Source organism: Chitinophaga sp. SYP-B3965 (assembly GCF_009647655.1).
GTDB lineage: Bacteria > Bacteroidota > Bacteroidia > Chitinophagales > Chitinophagaceae > Chitinophaga.
On sequence record NZ_WJFD01000001.1, the window covers coordinates 3,098,530 to 3,123,369 of the forward strand.

25 protein-coding genes and 2 tRNA genes are annotated in these 24,840 nt (G+C 44.6%); 9 read left to right on the forward strand and 18 right to left on the reverse strand.

Annotation, left to right across the window (positions count from 1 at the left end):
- Positions 1–14 precede the first annotated feature (14 nt).
- The gene (locus GFS24_RS12195) at positions 15–974 is read left to right on the forward strand and encodes a GlxA family transcriptional regulator (protein WP_153659834.1); all 960 of its coding nucleotides are present in this window, start codon (positions 15–17) and stop codon (positions 972–974) included.
- An 83-nt stretch (positions 975–1,057) separates the two neighbouring features.
- On the opposite strand, the gene GFS24_RS12200 is transcribed toward GFS24_RS12195, so the two are convergent.
- Together GFS24_RS12200 and GFS24_RS12205 are read right to left on the reverse strand one after the other, a co-directional pair.
- Complete coding sequence (locus GFS24_RS12200; RefSeq protein WP_153659835.1) at positions 1,058–1,945, reverse strand: 3-hydroxybutyryl-CoA dehydrogenase; 888 nt, start codon at positions 1,943–1,945, stop codon at positions 1,058–1,060.
- Positions 1,946–2,014: 69 nt separating this feature from the next.
- Complete coding sequence (locus GFS24_RS12205) at positions 2,015–2,653, reverse strand: carboxypeptidase-like regulatory domain-containing protein (protein ID WP_153659836.1); 639 nt, start codon at positions 2,651–2,653, stop codon at positions 2,015–2,017.
- Between the two features lie 109 nt (positions 2,654–2,762).
- Here GFS24_RS12205 and GFS24_RS12210 point away from each other — a divergent pair, with 109 nt between their 5' ends.
- The gene (locus GFS24_RS12210) at positions 2,763–3,860 is read left to right on the forward strand and encodes an Mrp/NBP35 family ATP-binding protein (RefSeq protein WP_153659837.1); all 1,098 of its coding nucleotides are present in this window, start codon (positions 2,763–2,765) and stop codon (positions 3,858–3,860) included.
- Here GFS24_RS12210 and GFS24_RS12215 read toward each other — a convergent pair.
- Positions 3,857–4,288 (reverse strand): RDD family protein, encoded by a 432-nt coding sequence (locus GFS24_RS12215; protein ID WP_153659838.1) that lies wholly within the window; start codon positions 4,286–4,288, stop codon positions 3,857–3,859. The genes GFS24_RS12210 and GFS24_RS12215 overlap by 4 nt on opposite strands.
- 43 nt (positions 4,289–4,331) lie before the next feature.
- Here GFS24_RS12215 and GFS24_RS12220 point away from each other — a divergent pair, with 43 nt between their 5' ends.
- Positions 4,332–4,958, forward strand: a complete 627-nt coding sequence (locus GFS24_RS12220) for an FMN-binding negative transcriptional regulator (protein WP_173003056.1) — start codon at positions 4,332–4,334, stop codon at positions 4,956–4,958.
- Positions 4,959–5,446: 488 nt separating this feature from the next.
- On the opposite strand, the gene GFS24_RS12225 is transcribed toward GFS24_RS12220, so the two are convergent.
- Complete coding sequence (locus tag GFS24_RS12225; protein WP_153659840.1) at positions 5,447–6,817, reverse strand: Gfo/Idh/MocA family protein; 1,371 nt, start codon at positions 6,815–6,817, stop codon at positions 5,447–5,449.
- A 22-nt stretch (positions 6,818–6,839) separates the two neighbouring features.
- On the reverse strand, positions 6,840–7,703 hold the full coding sequence (locus GFS24_RS12230) for a sugar phosphate isomerase/epimerase (RefSeq protein WP_153659841.1): 864 nt from the start codon (positions 7,701–7,703) through the stop codon (positions 6,840–6,842).
- A 116-nt stretch (positions 7,704–7,819) separates the two neighbouring features.
- On the opposite strand from GFS24_RS12230, the gene pyrF reads away from it, so the two are divergent.
- Positions 7,820–8,629, forward strand: coding sequence for an orotidine-5'-phosphate decarboxylase (gene pyrF / locus GFS24_RS12235; protein ID WP_153659842.1), 810 nt, complete (start codon positions 7,820–7,822; stop codon positions 8,627–8,629).
- Between the two features lie 386 nt (positions 8,630–9,015).
- Here pyrF and GFS24_RS12240 read toward each other — a convergent pair whose 3' ends face one another.
- The gene (locus tag GFS24_RS12240) at positions 9,016–9,408 is read right to left on the reverse strand and encodes a hypothetical protein (RefSeq protein ID WP_153659843.1); all 393 of its coding nucleotides are present in this window, start codon (positions 9,406–9,408) and stop codon (positions 9,016–9,018) included.
- Between the two features lie 60 nt (positions 9,409–9,468).
- Here GFS24_RS12240 and GFS24_RS12245 point away from each other — a divergent pair, with 60 nt between their 5' ends.
- The gene (locus GFS24_RS12245) at positions 9,469–10,647 is read left to right on the forward strand and encodes an acyl-CoA dehydrogenase family protein (RefSeq protein WP_153659844.1); all 1,179 of its coding nucleotides are present in this window, start codon (positions 9,469–9,471) and stop codon (positions 10,645–10,647) included.
- A 25-nt stretch (positions 10,648–10,672) separates the two neighbouring features.
- On the forward strand, positions 10,673–11,659 hold the full coding sequence (locus GFS24_RS12250; protein WP_173003057.1) for an FAD:protein FMN transferase: 987 nt from the start codon (positions 10,673–10,675) through the stop codon (positions 11,657–11,659).
- 125 nt (positions 11,660–11,784) lie between these two features.
- Here GFS24_RS12250 and GFS24_RS12255 read toward each other — a convergent pair whose 3' ends face one another.
- From GFS24_RS12255 to GFS24_RS12270, 4 genes are all read right to left on the reverse strand, one after another.
- A complete protein-coding gene (locus GFS24_RS12255) occupies positions 11,785–12,405 on the reverse strand; it encodes a porin family protein (RefSeq protein ID WP_153659846.1) in 621 nt (206 codons plus the stop codon).
- Between the two features lie 29 nt (positions 12,406–12,434).
- Positions 12,435–13,079 carry a DUF4136 domain-containing protein gene (locus GFS24_RS12260; RefSeq protein ID WP_153659847.1) on the reverse strand — a complete coding sequence of 215 codons (645 nt, stop codon included), beginning with the start codon at positions 13,077–13,079 and terminating at the stop codon, positions 12,435–12,437.
- Between the two features lie 340 nt (positions 13,080–13,419).
- Positions 13,420–14,040 (reverse strand): HAD family phosphatase, encoded by a 621-nt coding sequence (locus tag GFS24_RS12265; protein ID WP_153659848.1) that lies wholly within the window; start codon positions 14,038–14,040, stop codon positions 13,420–13,422.
- Positions 14,041–14,102: 62 nt separating this feature from the next.
- Entirely contained in the window at positions 14,103–15,386 is a 1,284-nt protein-coding gene (locus GFS24_RS12270) for a DUF2130 domain-containing protein (RefSeq protein WP_153659849.1), read from the reverse strand.
- Between the two features lie 144 nt (positions 15,387–15,530).
- On the opposite strand from GFS24_RS12270, the gene GFS24_RS12275 reads away from it, so the two are divergent.
- Positions 15,531–17,117 (forward strand): Na+/H+ antiporter, encoded by a 1,587-nt coding sequence (locus tag GFS24_RS12275; RefSeq protein WP_153659850.1) that lies wholly within the window; start codon positions 15,531–15,533, stop codon positions 17,115–17,117.
- A 92-nt stretch (positions 17,118–17,209) separates the two neighbouring features.
- Here GFS24_RS12275 and GFS24_RS12280 read toward each other — a convergent pair whose 3' ends face one another.
- The 5 genes from GFS24_RS12280 to GFS24_RS12300 all read right to left on the reverse strand — a co-directional run bounded on the left by GFS24_RS12280 (position 17,210) and on the right by GFS24_RS12300 (position 20,703).
- On the reverse strand, positions 17,210–17,671 hold the full coding sequence (locus GFS24_RS12280) for an FxLYD domain-containing protein (RefSeq protein WP_153659851.1): 462 nt from the start codon (positions 17,669–17,671) through the stop codon (positions 17,210–17,212).
- A 430-nt stretch (positions 17,672–18,101) separates the two neighbouring features.
- Complete coding sequence (locus GFS24_RS12285; protein ID WP_153659852.1) at positions 18,102–18,311, reverse strand: hypothetical protein; 210 nt, start codon at positions 18,309–18,311, stop codon at positions 18,102–18,104.
- A gap of 50 nt (positions 18,312–18,361) precedes the next feature.
- Complete coding sequence (locus tag GFS24_RS12290; protein WP_216647397.1) at positions 18,362–18,916, reverse strand: SHOCT domain-containing protein; 555 nt, start codon at positions 18,914–18,916, stop codon at positions 18,362–18,364.
- A 506-nt stretch (positions 18,917–19,422) separates the two neighbouring features.
- A tRNA-Leu gene (locus tag GFS24_RS12295) sits at positions 19,423–19,506 on the reverse strand.
- A 54-nt stretch (positions 19,507–19,560) separates the two neighbouring features.
- The gene (locus tag GFS24_RS12300) at positions 19,561–20,703 is read right to left on the reverse strand and encodes a HAMP domain-containing sensor histidine kinase (protein WP_153659853.1); all 1,143 of its coding nucleotides are present in this window, start codon (positions 20,701–20,703) and stop codon (positions 19,561–19,563) included.
- A 127-nt stretch (positions 20,704–20,830) separates the two neighbouring features.
- Here GFS24_RS12300 and GFS24_RS12305 point away from each other — a divergent pair, with 127 nt between their 5' ends.
- Together GFS24_RS12305 and GFS24_RS12310 are read left to right on the forward strand one after the other, a co-directional pair.
- Positions 20,831–21,868 (forward strand): glycosyltransferase family 2 protein, encoded by a 1,038-nt coding sequence (locus GFS24_RS12305; RefSeq protein ID WP_153659854.1) that lies wholly within the window; start codon positions 20,831–20,833, stop codon positions 21,866–21,868.
- Between the two features lie 129 nt (positions 21,869–21,997).
- Entirely contained in the window at positions 21,998–22,195 is a 198-nt protein-coding gene (locus GFS24_RS12310) for a hypothetical protein (protein WP_153659855.1), read from the forward strand.
- A gap of 191 nt (positions 22,196–22,386) precedes the next feature.
- Here the strand turns inward: GFS24_RS12310 and GFS24_RS12315 are convergent.
- The 3 genes from GFS24_RS12315 to GFS24_RS12325 form a co-directional block, all read right to left on the reverse strand.
- Positions 22,387–22,459, reverse strand: a tRNA-Gly gene (locus GFS24_RS12315).
- Between the two features lie 99 nt (positions 22,460–22,558).
- Positions 22,559–23,455: an endonuclease/exonuclease/phosphatase family protein gene (locus GFS24_RS12320; RefSeq protein ID WP_153659856.1), complete on the reverse strand. Its 897-nt coding sequence runs from the start codon at positions 23,453–23,455 to the stop codon at positions 22,559–22,561.
- A 2-nt stretch (positions 23,456–23,457) separates the two neighbouring features.
- Positions 23,458–24,840 (reverse strand): FAD-dependent oxidoreductase, encoded by a 1,383-nt coding sequence (locus GFS24_RS12325; protein ID WP_153659857.1) that lies wholly within the window; start codon positions 24,838–24,840, stop codon positions 23,458–23,460.

A 24,840-nucleotide genomic window follows, 5' to 3' on the forward strand; every position in this document is an offset into this window, starting at 1 on the left:
ACTACAGTTTTATTATGAAAAAGTTAACCGTATTACTTAGCAAGAAGTATAGACATCTTAGTATGGCTGCCATACTGGATGTATTTCAAACAGTGAATGCACATTACAAGGCAGCGCACGGAGAACCATTTTTTGACATCACATTAGTATGCCTCGATGATGATTGTCCGGCTACACCGGTGTACGATATTTACACACCTGTGTTGCTGAAAGATGCACCCATTTCAGATCTTATACTGATCCCAGCCTTTCAGAGTGATCATGTGAATGTGATGGAAAATGTGGCTTTCATTCCTTACTTACAGGAGCAGCAGCGGCTGGGTGCAGAAATTGCGAGTTTCTGCACAGGGGCTTTCCTGCTGGCGGCATCCGGCCTGCTGGATAATAAAAAAGCTACTTCGCATGTAATGGCGATACAGGACCTGGCCATTAAATTTCCTTTGGTGAAAGTGCAACCGGAAGCGGTGGTAACAGATGATGATGGCATCTATACAAGTGGTGGCGCTACTTCCACATTCCATCTGCTGTTGCATCTCATTGAAAAATACTGCAACCGCCAGGTGGCTATCAATACTGCCAAATTATTTGCGATAGACATGGATCGTTACCGGCAATCCTATTTCGCCAACTGGGCTCCTTCCCGGCGGCATCAGGATGAACTGGTAACAGAAGCGCAGAACAGGATGGAAAACCGTTTTAAAGACCGGCTAACGGTGGAAGAAGTGATCCATGACCTGCCGGTGAGCAGAAGGAATTTTATCCGGCGGTTTAAGATGGCAACGGGCATTACGCCTATTGAATATTTACAACGGATCCGGATAGAAGCTGCGAAGAAATTACTGGAACAACGATCTGAAAATATTACAGGGGTGATGATGCATACAGGTTATGAAGATGCGAAGGCTTTCCGTCAGGTGTTCAGGAAGATAGTGGGATTATCACCGAAGGAATACAGAGAGAAATATGCGGGGTAATGTTCGTAAGCGTTTCTTTAAAAATGATATTCATAAAAACAGGCCACCTTTTCATCGAGGTGGCCTGTTCTTTTATTATCTCTTTAGCGGAATCGTTCGCTGACTATAAGATCTTTGCTGCCAGGTGTATGTTTGTAAAAGCCCTCTCCGCTTTTCACACCAAGGTATCCGGCTGTTACCATATTTACCAATAAGGGGCAAGGTGCATATTTCTGGTTGCCGAATCCATCATAGAGTACCTGCAAAATAGATAAACAAACATCCAGGCCAATAAAATCTGCCAGTTGCAGTGGCCCCATCGGATGTGCCATGCCCAGTTTCATCACAGTATCAATTTCTTCCACACCTGCTACTCCTTCATAGAGAGAATAGATGGCTTCATTGATCATGGGCATCAGGATGCGATTAGCGATGAATCCGGGATAGTCATTCACCACGCAGGGAACTTTGCCCAACTTTACAGTGAGCTGCTTAATTTGTTCTGAAACGGCCTTTTCTGTGGCATAACCATTAATGATCTCCACCAGTTTCATCACCGGCACAGGATTCATAAAATGCATGCCGATCACTTTCCCCGGTTTCTTCGTAACGGCAGCTATTTTTGTAATGGAAATGGAGGAAGTATTGGTAGCGAGGATCACGTCTGCACCGGTATGTTGGTCCAGTTCGCGGAAGATCTTCAGTTTGAGGTCTATGTTTTCTGTGGCAGCTTCTACCACCAGTTCCATATCTTTCACGCCTGCGGCCAGGTCTGAGAAAGTTTTCAGACGGTCCAGAGTGTTCTTTTTGTCTGCTTCGGTGATGGTTTCTTTAGCGATCTGCCTGTCCAGGTTTTTACCGATGGTGGCCAGCGCTTTTTCCAGTGCAGTGGGGGAAACATCTATCAGGTGAACGGCGTATCCGTTTTGGGCAAATACATGTGCAATACCGTTGCCCATAGTTCCGGCTCCGATCACAGCGATTTTCTGCATAAAAGGTTCTTTTGTTTTGGTGAATGGTCAATAATCCGGCAATTTAAGGAGAAAAACCATTCACACGCGCTAATCTTTGCGCTTGAAGTCACCCCGTTTCCAGGCTTCTATGAATTGCGCCCAGGCGATTGGATTGAAGATATTCTGCGGCGGCGTCTGGCCTGCATAGTAGAGGGATTGTTGCTGTTTCTGCATAAAAACCCCATAAGCTCCACCCGCGTCGATAGGAATTGAACGGGCCAGGGCACGTATTTTGGCCTGGTCGTTATTCTTACGGGCCACTTCGTACATATCATTGGGAATATCCATACTTACAAAAGCCTTTTCAAATTCCTTTTTGCTGGGATAAGGTTTGATGATGGTTTCTGACAGGTAAATAGTGTCTTCTGTTAGAAGCTGGATCACGGAATAGCTGTTTCCGGGCAGGGCCGCAGGGATCTTGTATTCTTTTTTGCGGAAGCCCACTGCAGTGAAACTCAGGGTATCTCCTTTAAAAGCCACGATGGAAAATACCCCCTGGCTATTGGAAATTGTCCCGCGGTTTTGCCCTTTCACGATGATGCTCACGGCGGGAATAGCCCTCAGACTGTCCGCCGTCATGGTGATACCGGATATTTGTATGATGCTGTCTTTGAATGCTTTCAACTGCGCTTTTAACAAAAACGGTACGAACAGCAGGGAAAAAAGTATGATCAGTTTCTTATGCATGCAGCTACTAAGATAAATATATACTCCCGGAAAGAGGAATATAAAACCAACAAATTAAACCTCATTTTAGGTTAACTTTGCTGATCGGAAACAATTTTAACAACAATTTATGATCACAAAAGAAATGGTGCTCGAGGCGCTGTCGAATGTGGAAGAACCCGATCTGGGTAAGGATTTGGTGACACTGAACATGGTGAAAGACATCGAGATCAACGGCAATAAAGTTAAATTCACCGTAGTACTGACCACGCCGGCTTGTCCGCTGAAAGAAATGATAAAAAATGCCTGTGTGAATGCCATCATTCACCTGGTAAGCAAGGAAGCTGAGGTAGAAGTAAAAATGACGGCCAACGTAAGCTCCAACAGGAAAGATGGGAAAGGCATGCTGCCGAATGTGAAAAATATCATCATGGTGGCATCCGGCAAAGGCGGGGTGGGTAAATCTACCGTAGCTGCCAATCTTGCCTTATCCCTGGCACAGGATGGCGCTAAAGTGGGACTGATGGATGCGGACATTTACGGTCCTTCCGTTCCCATTATGTTTGGTGTTCGCGGAGAAAGACCTATGATGGTGAATGTGGAAGGCAAAGGCATGATCGTTCCCATGGAGAAATATGGTATCAAATTCATGTCCATCGGTTTGCTGGTAGACGAAAGCCAGGCGATCGTATGGCGTGGCCCCATGGCCAGCAGCGCACTCAAACAATTTGTGAGTGATGTATACTGGGAAGAACTGGATTACCTGATCATCGACATGCCTCCCGGCACTGGCGATATTCACCTGACGCTTGTTCAAACGGTACCTGTAACTGGCGCCATCATCGTGACCACTCCCCAGGATGTGGCCCTCGCTGATGCTAAAAAAGGGATCGGCATGTTCAACAGTCCTCAGATCCGCGTACCGATCATCGGTTTAGTGGAAAACATGGCTTACTTCACCCCTGCTGAATTACCCAACAACAAATATTACATCTTTGGTAAAGAAGGTGGAAAAAGACTGGCAGAAGAACTGGAAATACCTTTCCTCGGTCAGATACCTTTAGTACAAAGTATCCGTGAAGGTGGTGATGAAGGTGTTCCCGCAGTTGCAGGAAACGACCTCGTCACTAAACATGCGTTTGCTGATTTTGCCGGCGCCACTGCCCGCAGCATTGCTATGCGCAACGCCAACATTGAACCAACGAAGATCGTTGAGATAGTAGTTTAATCTTTTTGAATCATTACACTCCCGGCGCCCAGGTCATGTATGGCCCTGCGCTGGGGGTTGGAATGAATAGACAGAAAAGATACCCAGCCCAGTGATGCCTTCAGTGCATATCTCACAAAGGCTTTCCACAGCGCGATCTTCTTCTGGTAATTGTTGATATCCACCACGCGTATCCTCGTAATGTAATTACCCACAGTGCAGCCATAAGCTATCGCCAATGGTTCATATAAACCCCAAATGGTTAAAAAAAGAACGACATTGATCCATGTTGGTGTATCTTCTTCGTCGCCGATCGCATTCAGTAACATAGACGCTAAAAGCATCAGCAAAACGATGATCAGGAAATCGATAAAAGTGGATTGTACTCTTTTTACGAGTACGGGGTACGTGGGTTCGGTTACAGGAACATCGTCCAGGTGATTGATCATGGTATAGGAATTTGTCTGCTAATATATGATAAAATACCACTGTATGTATACCCCTAGATACAATGAAGAAAAAGACTGGGAAACAGTTGCGGCGTTTATCCGGCAGCATGGTTTCGGATTACTGATCAGTATTTCGGACGGTCTGCCGGTCGGGACGCATTTGCCTATTGAGCTGGTGGAAAAAAATCCTGGTGAATTTGTGTTGCATGGGCATATTGCTAATGCTAATGATCAGGTTTCCACCTTTGTTACCGGGCAGACTTTCATGGTGGTGTTCATGGACCCGCATGCTTACATTTCTTCTTCCTGGTATAAAAAAGAAAAGATCCCTACCTGGAATTACATTGCTGTGCATGTCTATGGCACGCTGCGGGTAATGGATGAAGCTGAGTTGGTTTTATCTCTTCAGCAACTGATGAACCGCTACGAAGCTAATTCTTCGCATCCTGTGCATGTGCATGATATTCCTTCCCAGGAGTTTCGTAATAATCTGAAGGCTATTACTGGTTTTGAGATCAGTATCTCTCGTGTGGATACGCGTTTTAAGCTTTCTCAGAACCGGAATGATCATGATTATTTTAGCGTGGTGGATCATCTTAAGGATCTTGGGGATGATCATAGTCTCCGGATTGCTGCGGAGATGGAGCTGAGGCGGGAGCGTCGAAAATGAGGGTGTATATTTTTAAATGAATAAACTGGGCCAATATTGCGCTCAGGCAATACATACAGTATTCATTTAAAAATATACACCCTCATTTTCTTGTATCACAAAAGAAAATTAAGCCTCGGCTGCTGTGTTGTTGGAGATTGTTGGGTTGTGGTGGTTGTGTTCGTTTTATGTTGTGATGGATTGTGGTGGGTTGGATTGTGTTATGTTGTGATGGGTTGATTATGATGTGATGGGGTGCGGTGGGTTGGATTATGTTATATTGAGTATACTGGAGTATTGCGAATATTGTGTGTATTATTGAACCATGTGAAATGCAGTGATGTGTTATATCAGCGAGCAACTTAACATCACATAGCCTAACACCTTTGCCGCCAAAAGAAGAAACCAGTGTGTGTGATTTTTTTAAGGAAAACTGTATGCACAGCCTAAGCGCAATATTGGCCCAGTTTTTTCCTTAAAAAAATTACATACACTGGTTTTGTTTATAGTTAGAGCGTGAACACTTTGCCGCCGACCATCACATCCTGCTTAGCCTCATCAAAGGTAGCTTTCATACCAGTACGATATGCAGCAGTACCCATGATCAGCGCTATAGAGTGAGAATACGCCGCTTCAATAGGAGCATTTGTTTTAACATCTTGCTTACGTACACATTCCATCCAGTTACGTACGTGCGCATCCGTTGTATCATCACCACCTGTATTAGCACCAGTTTCAACAGCAGCCGCTACATTAGAGAGGTCCATGCTTGGGAGAAGATTTGGTTTCATGCCCATTTCAGCCGCTTCTTTTTCTCTCAGGCCACCGGTTGGTGTGATCTTGTTGGTACTCATGTCTATCATACCGCCGTTGGAATAATAGAGTTCTTTTGTACCACCTGCTGAGTTATGGAAACGGGAACTGTATACAACCTGGAAACCATTCTTCGGATCATTCTGCGGACCGTAATCGAATACTGCGGTAAGGGTGTCTGCATTGCTGCGGCCGTCTTTCCATTGGTAAATACCACCATTCGCTACTGCGCTACGTGGATGTTGTAAACCCGTGAACCAATGTACAGTATCAATCTGGTGCGTCATCCATTGACCGAAAATGCCGGAAGAATAAGGCCAGAAGAGACGGAACTCTAAGTATTTACGCGGATCCCAGCTGTCTTTAGGGCGACTGCAAAGGAAACGATTCCAGTCTACATCAGATTCTTTAATTGATTTTGTGAGATCTGGTCTGCGCCAGCGGCCTGGCTGATTTACGTTCCAGGTCATTTCCACCATGGTGATAGGACCGAACTTTCCTTCTTTGATGAAGTTAGCTGCGTTGTGATAGCTTTGGCCACTGCGGCGTTGCGTACCTACCTGGAAAACTTTTTTGGATTCCTTTACTGCTTTGAGGGCATTGCGGGCATCTTCCATTGTTTCTGCGAAAGGTTTTTCGCAGTATACATCTTTCTTGTTCTTTACAGCTTCGATGGTGTGAAATGCGTGCTGGAAGTCAGCTGTAGCGATCATTACTGCATCAAGGTCTTTGATCTTATATAGTTCGTCGTTGTTAACGCAGGTTTGGATGCTGTGCCCCAGTTTACTTTCCAGTGCAGCTTTACCTTCATCACGGCGACGGTTCCAGATATCAGAAACAGCTACGATATCAAAGTTCAGTTCTTTATGATTCTTCAGGAAGCAAGGCAAAAGCGCCTGGCGAAAACGGTCAGAATAGCCTACTACTCCTACATTCACACGGTCGTTGGCTCCCATAATACGTGCATAACTGCTCGCAGGCATTCCCATTGTACTCAGGGCAACTCCGGCGCCTCCCATCATGGAAAGCTTCAGGAATTCGCGGCGGTTCTTTTTAGCTTCTGTCATTTTGTACAGTGTTTTTAGTGGTTTATTTATATACTTCGTTCAGTTGTTCAGAGAGGAAAGTGAAAGCAGGTTTACATTCTTCCGCCATATTCTTCCAGCCGCTTTCTATCATGATGCGACCTTTATAATTAGCTTGTCTCATAGCGGCGAAGTAAGGTTTGAAATCTTCTTTGTTGGTGCCTGGTGCTCTGCGGCCTTCTTTCTCTGCAATATGGCAGTGTACCAGGTATGGGCCGGCTTTCAGGATATCTTTCGGGTCCTCTCCTTCTTTCATCATGTGATAGAGATCAACAGTCAGTCTGAAGTTAGGATGGTTCACCTGTTGTGCTACATCCGTTACAATTTTCAGGCTGTTCATGAAATTATCTTCCGATGTGTTCAGGCTCTCCATGGCAATAATGCGGTCATATTTCTTTGCAACTTCTGCCATTTTACGGGAGATGGCGATCAGTTCTTTTTTGGATTGCACGGGGTCTTGTCCATCCAGCAATTTGCGGGAGCCGGCACTGCCGAATACAATGATCTTTATGCCGGCTATTTTTGCGCGTTGCATGAGGGAATCCACATATCCCAGGATCACTTTTTCGTCTGCTTCTTTGCCAAAGAGACGGATAGTGGCGGGCATGAAAAGGTTGCAGGTTTCCACTTTCATCTTCATTTTCCTGATCCGGGCTAATTGCCTTTCAAAGGTAGAATCGGGAACTGCTGGGGAAAGGATCTTGCGGGCGGACTCTTCTATATAAGCAAATCCTGCGGCATGCAGGAGGCTGTCGTTCTCAAATGAAGTACAGACGCCTAATGGCGGAATGGCGCTTTTCTGTGCATTCGATTGCAGATAAAGACCTTGTAACAGGATAAATAATAGGAGAAAAGCATATTTTTTCATGGAAAAGTTCGTTTTTCGATACCGTGGGCAAGCCAAAAATTAAGAACTTAAATCGGAAAATCAAAATCGGGTTTTCATAAAAATGGCGGAAATTCGCCAATAATTGCAATTATACTATGAACAGACAGGAATTGGTGCAGCTTATCAGGGAGCGGAAATCTTACCTTTGTATCGGACTGGATACGGATATACATAAGATCCCCAAACATTTGTTATCTCACCCTGACCCCATCTTTGCCTTCAATAAAGCAATTATTGATGCCACGAAAGATATTTGTGTAGCCTATAAGATCAATACGGCTTTTTACGAGTGCCAGGGTATCCGTGGCTGGGAAAGCCTCCAACGTACTGTTGAATATATTCCAAAAGAGATCTTCACTATCGCAGACGCCAAACGGGGTGATATCGGCAATACCTCTACTTATTACGCCAAAACCTTTTACGAGACCTATGGCTTTGATTCCGTAACAGTTGCACCTTACATGGGGCGGGACAGTGTGGAACCATTCCTGGCTTTCTCTGAAAAGTGGGCGATTGTGCTGGGGTTAACTTCTAATGAAGGGTCCCGCGATGTGCAGCAGTTGCAACTGGACGGAGGAGGATTTGTGTATGAGCAGGTGATGAAAACCACGGCATCCTGGGGTACACCGGATAATATGATGTTTGTGGTGGGTGCTACCAAAGCTGATGTGGTAGCAGATATCCGTCGTTTACTGCCGGATCATTTCTTCCTGGTTCCTGGTGTTGGTGCGCAGGGAGGTAGTTTGAAAGAGATTTCTGAAAAAGGCATGAATAAAGAAGTGGGATTGCTGGTGAATGCCAGCAGGGCTGTGATCTATGCGGGTAATGATGAAAAATTTGCGGAAGATGCCAGGGCTGTAGCTTTGCAGTACCAGGCGGAAATGGCGCAGTATATTACTCTTTGAGGCTGCGAGCCCTTGGGCAGGGAGGTTGTTTTTTATTTAAAGCATTGCGAGCCCTCTGGCTAAGAGGGCTTTTTTTAAAACATTGCAAGCCATAAGGCAGAGAGGTTGTTTTTTATCTAAAGTATTGCGAGCCCTCTGGCAAAGAGGGCTTTTTTTAAAACATTGCAAGCCCTAAGGCAGAGAGGTTGTTTTTTATCTAAAGTATTGCGAGCCCTCTGGCAGAGAGGGCTTTTTTTAAAACATTGCAAGCCCTCTGGCAAGGAGGTTGTTATTCCATTTAAAATGTTGCAGGCCCTTGGGCAGAGTTTTATCTAAAACATTGCAAGCCCTTGGAGTAGTTTTTATCTAAAGTCCTGCAAGCCCTCCGGCAGAGTCCTAATGATTGTTTATTTAAAAGACATATCCCGCGCCGTCCAGCAGGGCCTGATCTCTGCATCCAGCCAACCGGCTGCCACAGCGGAATCCTGCTGAATAAGGCTGACCACTTCCAGGCTGTCCTTGCATTCCATGATCAAAACATCCTGTAGTTCCTCGTTTTCCCTAAAAGGACTGGCTACAATCAGCTTACCTTCTCTTGCAAGATTTCGTACCGCGTAGAGATGTGCATTCTCTAGTAAAGGATCCGGTGGTTTCTTAGCGTTTGTGCGCAGCATCACCATCCAATATTTTTTGCTCTCTCCTTTTTGTACCGGCTCTATTTTTAATGGTCTTGATGTAAATCTGGCGATCACAAAAGTCAGGAACACCGCCAATAGTAATACAGGCAACAGTTTAGCCATATGCTTCAGATTTGCAGCCCCGAATATAATAACTTATCTGTAATTCCGTAAATTAGAGCTATGCATCAAGACCTGTTTGAATCACCTGATTATTTCCAGATAGATGAACTTTTGACGGAAGAGCATAAGATGATCCGCGCATCTGTAAGACAATGGGTGAAGAATGAGATCTCCCCTGTTATAGATGGCTATTGCCAGCGCGCGGAATTTCCTACCCAGATCATCAAAAGCCTCGGTGCCCTGGGTTGTTTTGGCCCTACCATTCCGGCGGAAGCTGGCGGCGGAGGGCTGGATTACATTTCGTATGGATTAATGATGCAGGAGCTGGAACGCGGAGACAGTGGGATACGATCCACTGCATCTGTACAGGGTTCTTTGGTAATGCATCCTATTTATACATTCGGCAGTGCGGAACAAAAAAAGCGCTTCCTGCCCAAATTAGCTACCGGTGAAATGATGGGCTGCTTTGGATTGACGGAGCCGGACTTTGGTTCCAACCCCGCAGGCATGCTCACTTATTTTGATGACGACGGAGATCATATATTATTGAATGGCGCCAAGATGTGGATCTCCAATGCTCCCTTTGCAGACATTGCATTGGTATGGGCTCGTGATCCGGAAGGAAAGATCAGGGGCGTGATCGTGGAGCGTGGCATGGAAGGTTTTTCCACGCCGGAAACAAAAGGTAAATGGAGCCTGCGCGCCAGCGCTACCGGAGAACTGGTATTGGATAATGTGCGTATTCCCAAAACCAATATCCTTCCGGATGCAAAAGGATTAAAAGCGCCCCTCTCCTGTTTATCTTCAGCCCGTTATGGCATTGCCTGGGGAACTATTGGCGCGGCCATGGATTGTTATGATACAGCCTTGCGTTATGCAAAAGAACGTGTACAATTCAACCGGCCAATTGGTGGTTTTCAACTGATCCAAAAGAAACTGGCAGAAATGATCACGGAGATCACCAAAGCACAGCTGATGAACTGGCGCCTCGGCGTATTGCGCAATGAAGGGAAAGCAACGGCGGAACAGATCTCCATGGCTAAAAGGAATTCCTGCGAAACAGCTGTACATATTGCAAGGGAAGCACGCCAGATCCTTGGTGCGATGGGTATTTCCGGGGAATACCCCATTATGCGGCATATGATGAACCTGGAAAGTGTGATCACCTACGAAGGCACACATGAAGTACATTTATTGATCACCGGCATGGATATTACAGGGCTGAATGCTTTTTCCTGACAGATGGATTGCTTATTTTACAGACATGAAGGGCCTATTCTTTTTTATTGGCATATGCATATCCGTTAGTACCTCTGCACAAAAACTGGTCAGTTTCCAGGGAAAAGCACAGGGCACTTATTACATTGTTAAATACGTGAGTGACGATACGATCTCCCTCCGCGAAGATGTAGAAGATCTTTTCAAGGACATTGACAGGTCTTTGTCCCTCTACCTGCCCAGTTCCCTCATCAACAGGTTCAATAAAGGCCCCAAGGTAGTGATGGACCATCACATGCTTACCGTAGTGCGGAAAGCCCAGGAAGTAAGCAAGATCACAGACGGACTGTTCGACATTACCATCAAACCATTGGTAGACCTTTGGGGATTTGGCGTTGTAAGACATGAAGGACAACCCTCCCGCCAGGATATAACCAGAAAATTACGACTGGTGGATTACAAGCTACTCACTGTTCGTGCAAAATACCTGATCAAAAAAAGAGAAGGCATGGAGATAGATTGCAATGGTATTGCACAAGGTTATACTTCTGATGTAGTGGCCAGGTTGCTTCATGCACGTGGTATTCATAATTTCCTGGTGGATGTTGGCGGTGAACTCGTGGCTTCCGGTGTGAATACACAAGGGCTGCCATGGAGTGTGGGAATAGAAAGGCCTCCTGGTACAGACAGCAGCAGCAAACCTGTGCAGGCATTATTACGGTTGAAGAACAAAGCTGTGGCTACAAGTGGCAATTACCAACGGTTCTTTGATGAAGGCGGCACCCGTTTTGCGCATACTATTGATCCCCGCACCGGCCAGGCTTTACATAACAACATCATTTCCGTTACAGTGACAGCGCCAGATGCCATGACAGCAGATGCATTTGATAATGCCCTTATCATTTTAGGCGTGGATGCAGGGTTGCAATTTATCAGCGAACATCCGAAGTTAAAGTTGCAGGCTTTTTATGTATACAAAGATGCAGCGGGTAAGATCAGCGAAAAATATTCTCCCGATTTCTTTGCAGAATAGAAAGTCCGTAAAGATGCAGCAGGTAAGATCACTGAAAAATATTCTCCCGGATTCTTCGAAGAAACAGAATAAAAAAGGGCCGTCCGAAGACAGCCCATCATTCTCACATGTTCCGTTAACTTGGTTTATTGGATATGGAACTTCAGTCCAATATTTGCTTGTATCGAGCTATAGTTCGTAATCTCGTTCAGCTTGTAAGGTGCATAGTTATATTGCACGTTCGCGTTCAGCATCACTGGAGAATATTTCCCAAAGGGTATATTGATACCTAACTCAGGACTCACCTGGAAGGCCCATTTGTTTTCTTTTTCCACGAATTCACCCCAATACTTTTCATAGTTCATATTGGCTGTACCGATCCCTACACCAGCGTATGGAATTACGCGGGCATCTGCTTTTGCAAAGGAATATTGCACCGTTGCAAGGATAGGAATAGTTTGCAGTGTATGTGTTTGTACGGCAGAAACATCTTCTCCTTTACCAGGATACACTGCACGGGGAAATCTCTCATAAAAATCCGCATACCCTACTTTACCACCTACGCTCAAACGATCGTTGATAGCGTAATTGATGCCTGCTGTCCATCCACGGAAGCTTGTGTTCTTTGCGTAATCACTCAGCGAACCAAGTGGCTGTGCAATAGAATAATTCACGTTAACAGAAAGTGGTGGGCGGCTCTGCGCAAAGGCGCTATGCACACCCAGCGAGCCGATCATCAATAATATAATTACTTTAATACTTTTCATTTTCTTACTTTTTTAGCTGGTCCAATCAATTAGTTGTTGCTTGCTTTCAGATACGCACTCTGATCGATCACTGCTTTCACCATCGATTCAATGTTATCACTGTTCCATACACCTGTTCCACGTAACATGGCATTCCAGATAGCATTCAGTTTGTTATCTGCATGCGGCGCATTTTTAAGATCCAGCAGATCCACTACAACAGATTTTTCTCTTGTGCGGAATACGGAATAGTAAGAAGGGAACCAGTAATCAAAGCCCGGATATCCCCAGTATCCTGAATCCCAATATCCCGGGTAACCTGCCCAGTAGCCTGGATCGTAACCGATGGAAGTAGTGGTGTTATCGATGCGGCTCACATTCACGGCGAGATCTGGTTTTGCACCTTTATCTACCAATGTGTAACCTCTGCCCTGCAGGGAAGTTTTCAGACTATTCAGCAATTTCACATCATACGCTGTCAGTTCTTTCTTCGCATCTTCCCTATTGCTGATCACGGCCACAGAGTCTACTATACTAAACGTTTTGTAAGATGTAAAATCTGCTGTGTCGTTGTAGTTTGTAACATAAATCCGGGATTCTTCCTCCGTCATGTCATTGAGTGGTTCTTTCCTGCAACTGCTGATCAACAGGGCGCTAACGGCAATTGCACTTAAGATCATTCCTGTTCTTTTCATATGTGTTAATTTTTTCTCAGTTTAGTAAGATGGCCGGTGATGACGTCCGTTATACACATAATCATACATTACTAGTTAATCCGGACAAACGGACGCACATCATCGTTCATTACATTCAACACGTTTCCATCTTCACCATATCATCTTCACAACCGACCAATCAATTATTGAACGCTATAGACAGGAGAATGTTACTTTCGTTTACAGGAGAAACGTTAAAATAGCCTTAAAGAAATGTTAAAGCAAAACCGCCGGGGTAGGCGGTTTGCATGGGGGATTTAAAGTATATATTCTCGAATTTGAATATTATTTTTTGCAGTAGTATGTTACGATAACTATATCAGTTCAGTATTCCGCGTTTTATAAGTTCTTCTTGTAATTGTGCAGATGATTGGAAATGGATACTCTCAATTCCGTAGGCTTCTGCTGCTTTTACGTTGCGTAAATTATCGTCGATAAAAATAGTATTTGCTTTGTTCACTTCATAGCGATCCAGCAAAAGCTGATAAAAATCATGTGATGGCTTGCGGAGTTTTTCTTTACCGGACACAACGATGCCATCAAACAGTTCCAGGAATTTGTACTCCATTAAAGCAATCGGAAATGTTTCGTTGGACCAATTGGTGAGTGCGTATAATTTATACTGACCACTTTCTTTTAATTGCTGAAGGATCTTTACGGTTTCCGGGATGGGGCCGCCGAGCATTTCTTTCCATCTTCCGTAAAAGGCACGAATCTGCGCTTCATGTTCCGGGAACTGGCTAACCAGCAGTTCAGTTCCTTCCTGAAGGGTACGGCCTTCATCCTGCGCTTCATTCCAGTCTGAGGTGCAGACATGTTCCAGGAAATGTTCTACTTCTTCCGGTGTGGCGAAGATCTTACTATATAAATAACGCGGATTCCAATCAACAAGTACAGCTCCCAGATCAAAAATGACAGAATGGTAGGCATGGTTCTTCATAGAGTAAATGTATAACGCTAAAATTAACCTTGCAAGGATTTATATAGAATTATTTTCATAGATCAATCATCTCCTGCTGCCAGCAGTGCATCTGCTGCATCATCTAATAGCTGTAAGTCTATGGAGTCGCTGCCGGCAATGCCTTCAATGGAACCTTTGATGTGCGCGGCGTTCAGCAATACTTTCTCCAGTTGCTTTTCCCGGGCTTTCCAGAGTTTTTCCATGGCTTCCCTTTCTTTCTGGATACTGTTCTTCATGGCCCTGAATCCTTCCCGGATGGCATTCCATTGTTCTGCAAACTCGCCACTGGTAAGGTAATCGTAGAGGAGGTGCATTTTATCTCCTTTATTCTCGTGGTTCTTGGAAACGCTGTATACTTTCAGAATGGCGTCCCGCAGTACGAAGGTGAGGCTTTTCACTTCGTGGAAGGTGCATACCCAGATGCCGTCCTTTTCACCGAAACGGTCCATGTCTTTGGGCATGGTTTGGGTTACCAGCACGGCTACATCTGCTCCCTGGCTGCGCATGTCTGCCTTCAACTTTTCCAGCCATTCTTTTGAAAAGTCTTTGGTGCGTTTGCTTTCGTAGATGATCTTTCCGCATTCCTGGCCATATTGGTTCCTGACGGTCTGGATACAGTCTGCTCCTCTTACTCCTTTGCCTACTTCAGAGATAGCGTCAAAAGGGAAATTAGAGCGCAGCATTTCTTCAAGGGCCAGTTCCTGTACTTCTCCCTGCAACTGCATAGAGCCCTGTTCTGCTTTTCGGCGCATTTCTTCTACCAGGCGGCGTTGGTCTTCCAGTTGCTTTTCCAGTTCTTTGGTGCGCATCTGGGTTTCTGTTTCTTTCAGGCTGCTGCGTTCCGCTTCTTCTTTCCGTACCTGGTCCATCAACTGGCTGCGTTCCTGTAGCAACCGTTTCTGGAGGTTTATTTCCATTTCCTGTTCACGGTTATTCAGCTCCTGGGTTTTACGCAGGAATTCCAGTTCTTTGGTGCGGGCTTCTTTCAGCTTTTCTTCGTTCTCCTGCTGCGTTTCTTTCATGAGCTGCAGCTGGTTCTCGAAATCCGCACTTACATCTTTGCGTATATTTTCAGAAAGTTGTTCCTGAAGTTTGACCCTTTCTGTCTGCAGGCGTTTATTCAATTCTTCCTCCTGCTGCTGCTTTTCCTGCTGGATCTGCTGGCGCTGCTGCTCCACTTCATTCTTTTGCGCCTGTAACGCCTCCATCCTTTTACGCCATTCCGTTTCCAGCTTGCCACGCATTTCCCGCTCAATATCAGCGGCAAACGCATCTTCCATAACAAACTGGTGTTTACAATTAGGACAAGTGATCGAAGTACCCATAATTCACATGATTAAACGAGATAAATATCCTGTTTTACTACGCAGTGTATTTACATCCCGTGCAAAGGTAGGCGATTGTTTTTATTGAAGAAGGGGAGATCCCATAATCCGGAAATATCTATAACATTCTGTATATTAGGGTTGATGCATACTCTTTTACCTTTTCTGCTGGCGATGGTAGCCGCCATTGTGTTACTGAATATGTGGGCCGCGAAGCTCAAAATTGCTTATCCCATATTACTGGTTATAGGCGGATTACTGATCAGTTTTATCCCCGGACTACCAGTGGTTAAAATTAACCCCGATCTTATCTTCTTTCTATTTCTTCCGCCCCTGCTCTTTAACGCGGCCTGGGCCATCTCTTTTAAAGAGATGAAGAAATGGTGGCGTATTATTGGCAGCTTTGCTTTCCTGGTAGTGTTTTTTACAGCACTCTCTGTAGCGCTGGTCACCAATTACTACATTCCCGGATTCACGATCGCCCTGGGGTTTTTATTAGGGGGAATTGTATCACCACCTGATGCAGTAAGTACCGGGGCCATTACCAAGTTTGTAAAGATCCCAAACTCCACGTCGGCCGTGCTGGAAGGAGAAAGCCTGCTGAACGACGCATCTTCGCTGATCATTTTCCGTTTTGCATTGGTGGCAGTGGGTACCGGTCAGTTCGTATGGCAGGATGCAACGCTTAGTTTTTTGTGGATGGTAATTGGTGGTGTGGCTATTGGTTTGCTGTTAGGCTGGATATTTGTACAGGCACATAAACGTTTGCCTACAGATGCTCCCTCAGACATAGCGCTTACACTCATTGAGCCTTACTTTATGTATTGGATAGCCGAACAAGTCGGTAGTTCCGGAGTGATGGCGGTTGTAAGTGGTGGTTTGTATATGTCTGCAAGGAGTTTGATCTTTCTGAACAGCACCAGCCGCATCAGGGGTTATAGTGTATGGGAAAGTTTTGTGTTTATTCTGAACGGTATTGTTTTCCTGATCATTGGCCTGGAACTTCCGGAGATCGTAGATGGGTTACGCTCAAAAGGTATTCCTTTAAGTACAGCCATTGGCTATGGCCTGTTGGTAACAGGTGTGTTGATTGCAGCGCGGATCATCAGTTCCTTTGCCGCTATGATAGCCACATTTATTTTCCGCCCGGGCGTGATGCCCCGCGCATCCTCCAGAACAAGGCAAATGCTCATGCCACTATTGCTCGGCTGGACAGGCATGCGTGGTGTGGTATCATTGGCTGCCGCATTAGCCATACCCGTTACTTTGTATAAGGGCGGCCCTCCTTTTCCGCACAGGGACCTGATATTGTTCATCACTTTTGTTGTGATATTGCTTACACTGGTAGTACAGGGACTTACACTTCCTATTTTTATAACACGCTTCCGGATATTTGATGGCATATTTAAGGAAGAAGAGGAAGGATCAGCCAAACAGAAAATGAAGCAAGGCCTGAAGCAGCATGTTTACCAGTTCCTTAAAAATAAACATGATAACGAGCTGATCGGTCATGCCGGCATGGAAAAGATCATGAAGAACTGGGAAGAAAAAACAAAGGCCGCAGATGATAGCTGGATGGATGAAAAGATGAAGGCTATTTTCTTTGAAGTATTGGAAAGTCAGCGGCAATATCTTACAGAACTCAATAAAGATCCTTCTATTGATGAGGAAATTATTCGTCAGCAATTATATCAGATTGATTTGGAGGAAGAGCGGTTGAAGATTATTTAAACTACTTCTATGTGGCCCCCGCCAGAGAAAAACCACTGCCGGAAATATTCCAACAGTGGTCAGGTCATTATAATTGGCGAAAGAAGGCTTTATCAGAATGGCATGTTGAGCGCCTCAATATCATACTTCACTGCTTTTTCAATGCTCAGGCCTAATACATCGATGGTCCTTTTAGCACCGCTGGCGAGGTTTGTAGTATTCCCCATACCGGTACCCACTACTTTCCCATCTTTATCATACCAGGTTGCTTTGACCTCTACATAATCCTCCAGGCTGCTTCCGTTATTCTGCACGGTAACGTGTATGGTCCGCATTGTTTCGCTGGCCATGTTTTCTATTTTCTCGTTGTGTTGCAGGATCTGAATGGTTGGTTTACTATCGCTGGAAGCGGCAGAATTTGCGGCCGGCGCGGATTCTGAGCTGGAGGAAGAAGATGCTTTGTCTCCCTTACCTATATTCGCAATAACGCTTAAAACGATAATTGTAGCGATCACGATCAGAATAATCTTACCAATACCAAATTTGTTTTTGGGCTGGTTTGTAGCAGTGTTCATGTGGGATATGTTTTTAATTAAAGAATGAAAGATAGGTTGCTTAGTGATTCATTCAGACCGGGATAAAATCCGATTAAATATAAGGCAAATCAATAACACATTTATCAATTCACTATAATATTTATAATGTTGATATGCATTTTGTTACACAAACATATTTGTATCACTTGCAGGTGATTTATTATCAGGTTTTTAGGGGTTGTTTTTAAATGCCTGGGGTGTAAAAACGAAAAGACCCGCACGATGTGCAGGTCTCAATGTCTATTGTGCGGAAGAGGATATCTCTGGCTAGTTAAAATCCTTGTTCATTGAATATGATAGGTATGCACTTATTTTCGAATAATATTATCAACGTTGGCCTCCGAACGGCCTCCTACTGGTGAAATAATATAAAATTGCATACGCCCTTATAAGACGTATGCAATTCCAATTAACTTCTCTTCTTCGATGGTTTGCTACGCTTGTAGCTTTTCACCGTCTTGCCGGATTTTGTTTTGTAACTCTTTACCCTTACCGTTTTTGCCTTTTTCTGGTAGAGTGCGGTACTTTCTGGTGATTCCATTGTGGGAGTAGCTGCTGCGGATTGGGTTGCGAATAAGCTGGTGGCAATTATGGCAAGTGCCAATAATAATTTTCTCATTTGAGGTTTGTTTTGGTGGTTAGAATATCGTCTTATGGATTGGAGTAATATTATTGCCCTATCACCTTCTTCTTCATCGTCTCGTATTCCTCTTTCGTGATGGCGCCGGAGTCCAGTAGATCTTTTAGCTTTTTTAATTCGTCGGCCATGGAGGCTGCTGGTGCTGATGATACAGTTGCTTCCTTTTTGGCAAACTCAGCTGGTACTAATACTTCTCCCGATGTAATTGCATTATCAATTTCTATTTGAAAGTTATTTAGTACTCCCATTCCAACTACAATTATGGGAGTGTAGCCTGTTTTTTTAAACCCATTAAAAGTAATGTTCTTTACTGTAGCGTTTTTGTGGGCAAATCCTGTTGGAAGTGGAGTCCTACTTATATCTAAAGTGATTCCTGGTGCGTTATATATATAAGCAAATACTTTATTCCCTGTAGATCCGGTGCCTATTTTGATCTTATCGCCTTCTTTAATCACCCACCCACTTGATGTTTTATATCCATCCTTGGTCGCCTCTTTGGCTTCTTTCAATGTTGCATAATTAGTCTGGGAATAACACAGGTGCGCGGAAAGGAAGAACATTGAAAATAATAAAGTGTTTCTCATAGCTTCAAATTGATAGGTTTATTATCAGGATTAAGGTTCAATTCTGCAATGTATGTGTGTATAGCTATTTATTTATCACAGTGGGTAAAATGTTCACTACGCAGTTTCGGGGCGTACTACTGTAGTAAGTTCGTTCACATTCCCGTTACCACCAAAATCATGTGAGTATGAAACGCAAGAAAGGAAAAAAGAAAGAACATGCCAAAACTACTTTTCTAGGAACCAAGAGTCTAACGCTCCTAAGATTAAATGCGCTTTTCACTGCATCTCTGCCTTCACAGGTTCATAATCCTCATTTTTAGATTTAAATTCAGTGTAGTCATCCAGCATCGCTAACACAAGTGATGTCTCCGGATTCTTTTTTTAACAGTAAGATCATGTGATTCAGGGTAAATTTGGGCCAACGTATATTTCATATTCAGGAATTTATGCGTGGCCCCTATACGGCCCCCGCTAGGTTCTGAAAACAACAAAACCCGCTGTGCTAGCGGGTTTTGAATTTCTTGTGCGGAAGAGGAGATTCGAACTCCCAAGCCCTTTCAGGCACTACCACCTCAAAGTAGCGCGTCTACCAATTTCGCCACCTCCGCAGCGTTATAAGGTGTGCAAAAATAAAGCCTTTTTAAATATAAGCAAATATATTTTCACTTTCGGAGCCAAATACGGAAGGTTGTACCCTTATTTACCTCTGACCACTTCACGGATAAACGGCCTTTGTGATAGTCCTGTATGATGCGCTTGGCAAGGGATAAGCCCAAACCCCAGCCTCTCTTTTTTGTGCTGAATCCGGGGTGGAAAATTTTATCGTGAAATGCTTTTGGAATACCTTTTCCTGTATCCGTTACATCTACTGTTATATGTGCAGGATGATTTTCTATCACTACTGTAATGCTTCCTTTTCCTTCCATGGCATCCAGTGCATTCTTCAATAAGTTCTCTACTACCCAGTCGAACAAGGGGGGGGAGATCATGGCGCTTACCTCCTGTTCTGCTGATTGCAGGGAGAGGGTTACTTTTTGCGGTGCTCTTTTCCGGATATAGGCCACCATATTGTCTATCTGGGCTACGATGTTGCATTCTTCCAGGTTAGGCACACTGCCTATTTTTGAGAACCTGTCAGATATCAGCTTTAGCCTGTTTACATCTTTGGCCAGTTCGTTGGCCAGGGGCGCGTTCTCTTCTTTTTCCTTTAAGATCTCCAGCCAGGCCTCCATGGAGGAAAGCGGGGTACCTAACTGATGGGCTGTTTCTTTCGCCATACCTACCCATACCAGGTTTTGGGTGGCCCGGTTGGTAGAGGATAACGCAAATAATACGATGCCGATGAACAAAGCCACTACCAGTAACTGGATGTAGGGATAGTAACGTATCTGTTTGAGGATCAGGGAATCCCCGTAATAAATATAGCTGTTGGAATGGACATCTATGGCCATGATAAAAGGCGGATGCTGTTTTTTGAAGGAGGCCAGCTGTTCATCCAGGTAACCGGACTGCCCTACGAATTTGGAGGAATCAAAATTCCGGTGATCGATGATCTTGCCATGATCATCTGTAAGGATCATGGGGATGGTGGTATTGGTGGTGATGATCTCCCCTACCAGGTTCAGATTGGCATCCGGAGAAGCCTGTAATAGTTCCCGGTAGGCTTCTACCCAGGTGGCTACTTTCTTTGTTTCTTCCTGCTGAATCTTTTCTGTGAGGTTATTGACGAACCAGATAGTGGTCACAATAATGACCACAGCCACCGAAATCAACGTAAACTTCCAACCTATATACTGTTTAAACATCTGTTTGTTTAAGTAAAGCCACAATCATCTGACTGTTAACTATCAACTAAATTAATAATATTCGGAGGTTATGTTGCATATTTGCAACTGCTAAAAATTATTTCGTCACGAATTAAACGGATCTCTTTTGCAGGTATTGCCCTCGGTAGCTGTGGTTATATTAAACTGGAATGGAAAAGCTTTCCTGGAACGCTTCCTCCCTTCTGTTTGTGCATCCCAATACGGCAACCTTGAGATCTATGTGGCGGACAATGCTTCTACTGATGACAGCCTCGCTTTTGTACAATCTGGTTTCCCGCAAGTTAAGATCATTCGCAATGCCAGCAATGCCGGTTTTGCAGGAGGATATAATGAGGCGCTGAAACATGTGCAGGCTGATATTTTTGTACTCCTGAACCAGGATGTGGAAGTAGAGCCGGACTGGATCAACCCGGTGATAGCACAAATGCAGCAGGATCCTCTTATTGCTGCCTGCCAACCCAAATTAAGGGGTTACCAGGACCGGGAAGATTTCGAATATGCCGGCGCGGCTGGTGGATGGATGGACATCCTGGGCTACACTTTCTGCCGTGGCAGGATCCTTTACACGATTGAAACGGATAACGGTCAATATGATGACCCGCAGGATATTTTCTGGGCAACGGGAGCAGCGCTCTTCATCCGCTCCAAAAGTTTCTTTGAGGTAGGTGGTTTTGATCCTTATTTCTTTGCGCATATGGAAGAGGTAGACCTTTGCTGGCGATTACAGCGGGCGGGTTACCGGATCACTTACTGTCCGCAGTCCGTGGTGTACCATGTGGGAGGAGGCAGTTTGCCACAGGGCAATCCCCGTAAATTATACCTCAACTTCCGCAATAATCTGATCATGCTCTGCAAGAACCTTCATTTCAAGGAGCAATGGATCATTCTTTCCCAAAGGCACTTTTTAGACCTCCTGGCTGCCTTTAAAAGTCTTGTTTCCGGCAAACCGAGGGACATGGTGGCCATTTTCCGTGCTTACCGGGATTACTACCGCTGGCGCCGTACAGAAGAGAAAAAACACCAGGATACATTACCCCGTAAAAGGCTGTACGATCTGAAAGGTGTTTTTCATGGTATCATGATCTGGCGTTATTACTTCCTCAACCAGCAAAAATTCAACGAGCTTACCCGCTTAAAAAAGTGATTTTTATCAGTAAGTGATTATATACCCCTTATCCAGCCTGATTCTCAGCGATCAACAATTATAGATTTTATGGGGATGTTTGGACATTGTGGATTTACTTTGTAAGTTTGTGATACGAAAAAATTCTATATGGAGCATACAGTTGAAAATACGAATGATTTTACCCGTGACTGGGTGTCTTCCTCCCGTTTCCTGTTTTATGTAAAAATTGCCTGTTTACTGGCTTTTCTGATCGGTGGTTCTTATAAGCTGTGGGAACGTCGTTACAAGGGGAAACCTAAGGTGCAGGTGAATGAGAGTTCCTTGTACGAACCGAAGTATAAATAATCTTTTAGAACGATATTTCCGGAAGCCGCGCTCTTTGAGTGCGGCTTTTTTATGTCTTTAAGAGAAGGAAAGAGCATATGTAGAGCTTTGCATACCCTATCTTGAGCCTATGTCAAGCCTATCTGAGGTATAGGAATGCCCTTAGATAGGAAAAGCCCGGTTGAATGAATCAACCAGGCTTTTTGTTTTTGAGCGGAAGACCGGGCTCGAACCGGCCACCCCGACCTTGGCAAGGTCGTGCTCTACCAAATGAGCTACTTCCGCGCTTTCCCGTTTTGGGATTGCAAAAATAGGAAACAGATTGAAATCAGCAAATATTTTTCCGAATTTATAAAAGAAAAAATCGAGCCAATAAAAGATGACTCAGATAATCACTTCTGCAGAAACGAAATAATGATCGCTGGGATAACGGTTGTTCATGTTATCCCTGATGATATTTGCAGTTAGTGGTTTCACCGGTCCCCGGAAAAATATAAAGTCTATCTTTTTGCCTGTAGCTTTTTTGGTATAGCTCTCTCCCTGGAATTCGTGTACAGTATATCCCGGTTCTGCTTCTCCATGGATCATGGTATAGGTATCTTTCCAATCACCTGTTTTAATGAGTTCGTATACAGGGTTCGTCGCATTGGCATTCAGATCTCCTGAAAGGATCTGAGGATAATCTGCAGCGTACTGTTTTCCTTCTTCTATTACGATTTTGATCTGACCTTCTTTTGCGGGCTGACTTTTGTGATCCAGGTGGAGGTTCACTACGCGGAAATCTTTTCCGGTGCGTTTATCTTTCAGTCTTACCCAGTTTGCATTCCTTGCTCTTGCGGAATCCCAGGATAAGCTGCCAGCTATCAATGGGGTTTCTGATAACCAGTATCCTCCGGCAGATAATAGTTCATATCTTTTTGTGGAGAAGAAGATCGGGTTCTTGGCAATGCCGTGATAACCTTCTTTGAATGCATCCATTTCCGGGCCTTCAAATCCAAAAGAGAAATAATCGGGAAATGCTTTTTTGAGATCTTCATTCTGGCTTCTCAGTACTTCCTGCATGCAGATAATATCCGGCTTTTGTTTTCGCATCACTGCTACACAGACATCCTTTCGGCCTTTCCATCCAAATCCTGCCTGTTCATCTTCGGGTAAGTCTACACGGATATTACAGGTGAGTATTTTATGAGATGAGGGAGCAGCTGCCTTTACCACATTTGGTAGTAAAGGTGCTGCTGCAGTTATTCCCATTCCTTTTATAAAATTCCTTCTTGATAACATGTTTAATTTTTTGCATTCAGGTAAGCGCCTTTTTCCCGTAATTCAGCCTGCAACGCAGCCACGTTTACCTGAGAGGGTAAAATATTTTTCCTGATCGCCATCTTTGCAGCTCTGCCTGCAGCTTCTCCCATGGCCATACATGGTGCCATCACTCTTATGGCAGACATGGCCTCGTGTGTGGTGGAAATACATCTTCCGGCTACGATCAGGTTTTCTATCTTTTCCGGGATCAGTGAACGATAAGGGATATCGTAACAATCACCACACCACTCTAAAGTACAGCCACCGCCTTGCGGATGATGCAGGTCCAAAGGATAACTGGCTACTGCGATGGCATCATCAAAACGTGCACAGCCTAATACATCCTGTGCTGTCATTACATACTTTCCTACTATCCTGCGTGTTTCGCGGATACCAATGAAAGGTGCCATCTTGGTGAAATAAGCATTTTCAAACCCGGGTACGTATTCTATCAGGTATCTCTGAATATCAGTGATCTGCCTTCTGCCTTCCATTTCTCCGAAAGAAAGACTGGCAGGATCTGTACCGTCTACACCATTTACGCGTGTCATATTCACCCACACTTCTCCTTCCCGGAGACCTGTTATTACGATAGTGCGCTCTGTGGGTAAGGACAGTCCATCGTTCTGTGCTTTCTGAATTAATGACCGCAGGCCTACTACAATGAATTGGTTGTTTTGTCCAAAATATTCATTGGGGATAAAATCAGTGAGGTATGTTCTGGGTTCTTCTGAAATGCTTAAGCGTAATTTTTCTGTGTCTACGCCACCGAGACAGAACATTAATGTGGGAGGTTGTACGCCGCCCTGTTCATTTCCCTGTTCGCATACTACTCCTGATCTGAAAGCTACGTCTGCATCTCCTGTGCAATCTATAATGGTTTTGGCGAGGATCACTTCCCTGCCTGATTTACTTTCTATGATCACACCTTTCAGATGATTGCCTTCCATGATCACACCGGCGAAGAACACGTACAGTAATACATTTACGCCAGCGTCTGCGAGCATTTGCAGGCCTACTGTTTTCACGGCTTCCGGTTCTACCAGTGTAAGGCTCATGTGCAGCGGGCAGGGCCTGTGTTCGCTGGCGGCATTCTTTTCCTTCAATTTGTCAATGAACTTTTGCGGAATGCCTTTGATGATCTGGTTTCCTTTCTGTCCTAAAAAACCAAGTATAGGTAAACCGATGGTCATGTTTCCGCCAACAAAACTTCTGCTGTCTATCAGCGTTACGCTCAATCCATCTTCTGCGGCTGCCTGTGCAGCAATAATACCGGAGGGTCCTCCACCTACTACTAATACGTCTACCTTCAAACGTACGGGCAAACTTCTTGCCGGTTCTGTGATCATTGTTTTATTTTCCAT